Origin of the sequence: Romboutsia timonensis, assembly GCF_900106845.1 — a bacterium.
GTDB classification, from domain to species: Bacteria; Bacillota; Clostridia; order Peptostreptococcales; family Peptostreptococcaceae; genus Romboutsia; species Romboutsia timonensis.
In genome coordinates, this window is the sequence record NZ_LT629850.1 from 1,982,744 (window position 1) to 1,988,851 (window position 6,108).

5 protein-coding genes and 1 riboswitch are annotated in these 6,108 nt (G+C 25.3%); of the genes, 1 reads left to right on the forward strand and 4 read right to left on the reverse strand.

Annotation, left to right across the window (positions count from 1 at the left end; genetic code table 11):
* Positions 1-33: 33 nt before the first annotated feature.
* From BN7997_RS12030 to BN7997_RS12045, 4 genes are all read right to left on the reverse strand, one after another.
* On the reverse strand, positions 34-969 hold the full coding sequence (locus BN7997_RS12030) for a hypothetical protein (RefSeq protein ID WP_071121004.1): 936 nt from the start codon (positions 967-969) through the stop codon (positions 34-36).
* Positions 970-1,100: 131 nt separating this feature from the next.
* A complete protein-coding gene (locus BN7997_RS12035) occupies positions 1,101-2,744 on the reverse strand; it encodes an ABC transporter substrate-binding protein (RefSeq protein ID WP_071121005.1) in 1,644 nt (547 codons plus the stop codon).
* Between the two features lie 68 nt (positions 2,745-2,812).
* Positions 2,813-2,987: riboswitch (Lysine riboswitch) on the reverse strand.
* A gap of 542 nt (positions 2,988-3,529) precedes the next feature.
* Complete coding sequence (locus BN7997_RS12040) at positions 3,530-3,970, reverse strand: L,D-transpeptidase (protein ID WP_071121006.1); 441 nt, start codon at positions 3,968-3,970, stop codon at positions 3,530-3,532.
* Positions 3,971-4,174: 204 nt separating this feature from the next.
* On the reverse strand, positions 4,175-4,804 hold the full coding sequence (locus BN7997_RS12045) for a DUF305 domain-containing protein (protein ID WP_071121007.1): 630 nt from the start codon (positions 4,802-4,804) through the stop codon (positions 4,175-4,177).
* Between the two features lie 749 nt (positions 4,805-5,553).
* On the opposite strand from BN7997_RS12045, the gene BN7997_RS12050 reads away from it, so the two are divergent.
* On the forward strand, positions 5,554-6,108 hold a 555-nt coding region (locus tag BN7997_RS12050; RefSeq protein WP_195906823.1), incomplete at its 3' end, for an IS982 family transposase.

The window sequence follows — 6,108 nt, forward strand, 5'->3', positions numbered from 1 at the left end:
AAAAAAGGAGCAAAATTTTGCTCCCTTTTTATTCTATTCATTATTTTCATATACCTTATAATCCATTAAATATGTGTATGACTCCATACTTTCCCATGAACCTTTACCAGTCCTTTTCATAGGCATATGACTAAACTGAGCAGCATCATATATTGGATATTCAGACTTTAATTTTTTAGTTGAGTAATCATTAAAATCTATAGTATATAAATTGCCAATTTCCTCATAAAACATTAAATCATTTCTGTATAATATAATATAATAATCTGCATCTTTATTTTCTTTAAATTTAACATTATTTATTATATCTAAAAATTTTTCTATATCAATATTATATTCCATTGGATTAAATACAAGCATATCTTCTTCATTATAATCATAGATTTTACTTATATAAACATTATATGATTTCGTATTATTTGATATATAATAATATTTATTATTATTTATATCTTTTACAGTATAACTTAGCATCTTTATTTCATTTTTGTTGTAATCTAACTCAAACTTTTCTATAAATGCTTGATTATCTATATCTAACTCTTTTTTTAATATTTCATAATTATCTTTTAAAGAATTAATTGCTATACTTTCCATAGGTATTATTCTATCTCTATACTCTACTTTGTTGTATATAATTGAGTTTATTCCCCCTAAGCAAAGTATAATAAATCCAAATACTGTTGCTTTCTTTTTTATTATATTATTTTTTCGTTCTTTATTTTTCATAAATGGTAGATATATAATAATAAATCCTATTGGTAGTACAAATTTAATATACTTAAAATTAAAACTAAATGTAAATAATCCTAAAATATAAAACCCGACTAATTTAAATCCTAAATATTCTTCAACTTCTTCTTTTTTATTGTATAAATACCTTAAGTAGCCAATTGTAAGTATTAATGTAGCCAAACTTAATATATTTGTTTCATTTATATACTCTATAAGCTTAAAAATATATTTCATAATATCCCCCCTATTGTGACTATATAAATTATATCATATTAAGTTTTTTTAAACTATTTAATCTACGCAAGTAAAAAGGAATTACCTTAAAATAGTTTAAGATAATTCCTTTTATTTTTTTATATTAAAATTTATTCTTCTCCAGCATTTATCAATATGAAGAATGTAGTTGCATTTTTAGTTGATTTAAATTCTGGGCTATCTTTGAATTTATCAACATGTTCTGCAGCCAAATCTATAGAATCAACTTCTCCAGCTTCATAAAGATTTATTCCAGTTGAAGAGTCTTTTACTATCTTAGTATTTATAGTTTGTAATTTTACTACATCTTTATCCCAATACTTTTCATTTTTACTCATTGTATATTGGTCTTCTAATTTCCATCTAGTTAATTCAAATGGTCCATTAGATAATATATCGTCTTTAGTAGTTCCATATTTATCCCCTTTTTCTTCAACAAATTTTTGATTTTGTGGGAAGAATACAGGGAATCCTACAAGCCTATAAAAATAGTTAACAGGTCTTACTAAAGTAACTTGTAATGTATTATCATCAAGTGCCTTAACACCTACGTCATCAGCACTACATTTACCTAAACTATAATCTTCTGCACCAACTAAATCATAGAATATAAATCCATATTGACTTCCTGTCTCTGGATTTAAAGTTCTCTTCCATGCATATTCAAAGTCATGAGCTGTAACCTTATCACCATTACTCCAGTATGCTTTATCATTTATAGTGAAAGTCCAAGTTTTTTTATCTTCACTTGTTTCCCATTTAGTTGCCATACCTTCTACTACTTTACCGTCTAAATCTACTCTTGTTAAACCTTCCATAATATTATTTAAAACATCAAAAGAATAAAAATCTGTAGTTTTACTTGCATCTAATGATGGTAAATCTGCACTACTCGTTATATTGAAGCTATCTTTACCTTCTACATAAGCCCATTTATAAGTATTTCTAGCTCCATATGCAGATTTAACTATGTCCTTAACTGTAGATTTTTCTAAGTATGCAGAGCTACTTTGATATACTGGAGATATATATGCATCGTTTAATAAAACTTTTTCAGCTTCAGCAAATTTTTTCCAGCTATTCGCTAGTGTTAATGAGTTTTTAGCTTCATCAACTAATTTATTATATTCTGCACTATTATATCCACTATTTGATCCAAATTTGCCAGTTGTTGTGAATGTTTCTAAGAATGTTAATGGGTCTGGATAATCTGCTATCCATGAACTGTATAATAATTCAAAATCTCCTTGTGATTCTAATTGTTGTTTTTGTTTGAATGGAACTTGCTTGATTTCTATAGTTAGACCTTCTAAGTTTTGCTCTAATTGATTTTGTATATATTCACCTATTTGTTTACTTGTATCTGAGTCTGTTGTTAAAAACTCTAATGTTGTATTATCAAATCCTAATTCGTCTTTTGCTTTCTTCCAATGCTCTGCTGCTTTTTCTTGATCAAATCCAAATCCCATTTCCCCTGCTATTTCTCTATAGTCCTTACCATCTTCATCTAATGCCAAACCTTCTGGAACATATACATTAGCTGGTAATGATCCGTTATTTAAAATAACATCAGTTATTTGAGCTTTATCTATAGCCATAGCTATAGCAATCCTAGCATCTTCATTTTGTAGAATTTGCTTAGCAGTTATATTTTCAGATTGCCCTACATTATTTCCTGTTTGACTACATCCAACTAGCATACTTCCACTTAATATAGATGCCAATACTAATAATGGTATTTTTTTAGAAAACATATATTTCCCCCTCAATAAAAAATCCTTAAGCTTACACTTAAGGATTTGTATACAAATATACTCTACACTTAAATGATAGCTCACCACAAAATAATTTGTGATAGTGATGCATATATTTTATACATCACCAGTATTACAGCTTTAAAGCATCAGCTGTAACCTTCGGCGATTGCTCCTTTCATAGTAAGTCACTGTGCTTATCTCATTACTACTACTATTAACTTTCGCTCCTCTATCTTTAATGATTTAAGTTCTATTTTGATACATATATATTATATATATAATTTCACTTTGATGCAACAATTTTCAGAATATTAAATGTTTATTTTTTCATCTTGCATTATTAGTCAAATTTTACGTTTTTTCAATAGTCTCTTTAACATCTTCTTCAGTTAATATTTTCTTTCTTGAAATTAACATATTGCACTCCATGCAATAATAACTTATTGTTCCTCAGCCATCTAAAACATCTAATTCCCCTTTACAATATGGACAATAATATTTATTTTTCATAAACTCACCTCATATATATTTTTATTTTATCCCCATTATCTATTATAATATTATTTTCAACATGATTTAAAGAGTTTATATCTATATTTTATATAACCTTATTCTATAATTTGTATTTTTATATTCTAAATATTAATATATTTTTTCTCTAAAACTTTTTATATCCTCAAAATTCCACCTACTTTTACCATTTTCTTTATTTAGTATCAATAAATTTATAATTTTACAAAATTAATTCTTAATCCAAATATATACTTAATTTATTAAATATATCAATTAATAATTATGGGTGTTCCTTCTGGAATATTATCATATATCCATTTTGCACTACTAGTTGCAAGCCTTATACATCCATGACTTATTGCCACTCCTAATCTATCATCTTTTATATTAAATCCTTTATCATCATATATTATAGAGTGGTAATAATAATCATCAACTATATTTGTTGCATATTTTACAGAGCTTGTATTTCCACCTATAGCTGGGTACTTTATACCTACACTAAATACACCTTTTATAGTTGGTGTTGACGATTTTCCAACTGTAGAACTCCATTTGTATTCTAACTCCCATCCATTTTTATACTCATAAACATAGGTAAATTTATCCTTAAGCGAAGTTATTAATAAATAATCTGTACTACTTTGTATATTATTTTCTTTTACAAACTCGGTAATACTTTTATCAAATTTATCATAGTTATAAGCCATACTATCCCCTTCCTTTAAACGTTAAGTTATAATATAATATATAAACATTTATTTATTTGATATACTAAATATAATTATATTTAGAAGGGTATTATAAGTATTGGTTACGATATTTATAACTGTATAATTAGAAAGTTTCATATAGTAATTGTATATAAAAATAAATAGCCAATAATCTTATGATAATTTATTGGCTACTTATTTTTATTTTATACTGTCAAAAAGTTTTTTCATATTGTCTATTTCAGGTTGTTGATTTTGTAATTCTCCTTCTGCCATTTTTTTAATTTCAGCATTATCAGTATACTTAATTATTGAGTTTACCATATCTATCGCACCCTGATGATGAACTATCATTGATTGTAAAAAGTCTTTATCTACATTTCCTGTAGGCTTAAGATTTTCAAGTCCACACATCATCTCTTTTACAATTTTTTCATAATCTTTTAAATATTTTTCTTCCCTTACTTTATCTTGTGTTAAATTCTCTATTAGAGTTTTCATTAAGCTTTCCATACTAGCTATACTTATTGTTTGATTTTTTATTATATCCTTAGCTATTTGAACTACCTCTTCATTTTCTCCTCCGTTGTTTAGTAAATTTTTTGCCATATCAATAGCACCTTTATGATGTTGTATCATTTGATATAGATAATCAAGATTTACATTACCTGTGTGAGGTGCATAAATCATATTACTTCCTAAACTTTCAGTTATCGCTTTATCTTCTTTTAAATATGACTCTTCATCACTTTCTGCAAATATAAAATTATTAGATGGTATACTAATGCATATTGTCATTAATACAAATATCTTTTTTAAAAATTTTTTCATCGTATCCTCCTAAATTTAACTAAGTAATCCGCTTTATTTAATTTCTTGAATAAATTTTTCTCAGAATTTGTATTCTCTATTCTCTTTTATCACTGTCTTTTTTTGCTATTATATCTTCAATGCGTTTATTTATCTACTTATTAAATATATTCCTTGTAATTTATGTAATTAAAATAAATTTTATATATGATACTAATTGTGATAAAAAACAAATAATATATCATGGTGGGTAAATTTTAATGAAGGTTTTAGAGAGTGAAAAGCTCAATTTCAATCACTTTAAGCTCAATGTAAAACATTTACAAACTTTATAAGATAATTTTAATCTCATATTAAGATAAAATAATAAATACTTTATCTATATTATTTTAATAATATTGTCATTATATAATTTTATAGCATAAGTTCACAAATTTTAGTTTAAAATATATATGTACTTTATAATTCCAATCTCCTTAAAATTTAGTATATAATAGAAAAATGCTAATATCTAATATGATATTAGCATTTTATCGTCTTTAAAATTTATTTAATAAATTTGCCATTTCTATTGGAATTACTGTTTCATGATATTTTCTATGTTCTTTGTGATACCCTTGACTTATTATTTTTCTATCCTAATTTATTAAAATAAAAATTATCTCTGCATAATTAACTCGTTGTGCTAGTTAATTTTTTCAATAATAAAACTCCAACAAATATAGCAACCTAAGATTATCAATACTAATTTAAAGGAGGTTTACTATATGATGTTGGAGCTTAATAATTATTATATCCAGGAGTTAGAAAATTTAACAGATTTGTTTACAAATATTTTTGTAATTATAGATGATATATACAATGAAATTATACCTATTGGTATAATGAATAGACGTAATATTAAGGATAGCAAACTTTCAGATAGTGAGATAATTACTATTAGTATAGTTGGAGAACTTTTAACTATTGACTCAGAGAAATCATTTTTTAGTTTATTAAAAAGAGAATATAAAGAACTATTTCCAAGATTAGGAGATAGAACTAGATTTAATAGAACTAAAAGAAATTTACATTTAGTAATATCTAAAATAAGAGGATATATATCTGAATTTATGCAACTTTACTCTAACAATATAAGAGTTATAGATAGTATGCCTATTCCTGTATGTGAGTTTGGAAGAGCTCATTTTAGTAAATGTTTCAAAGGCGAAGCCTCCTATGGAATATGCGCTTCTAAAAAAGAAACTTATTTCGGATTTAAATTTCATGCACTTACTACTGTAGATGGATTTTTAACTGATTATGTTATAACTCCAGCAAACATA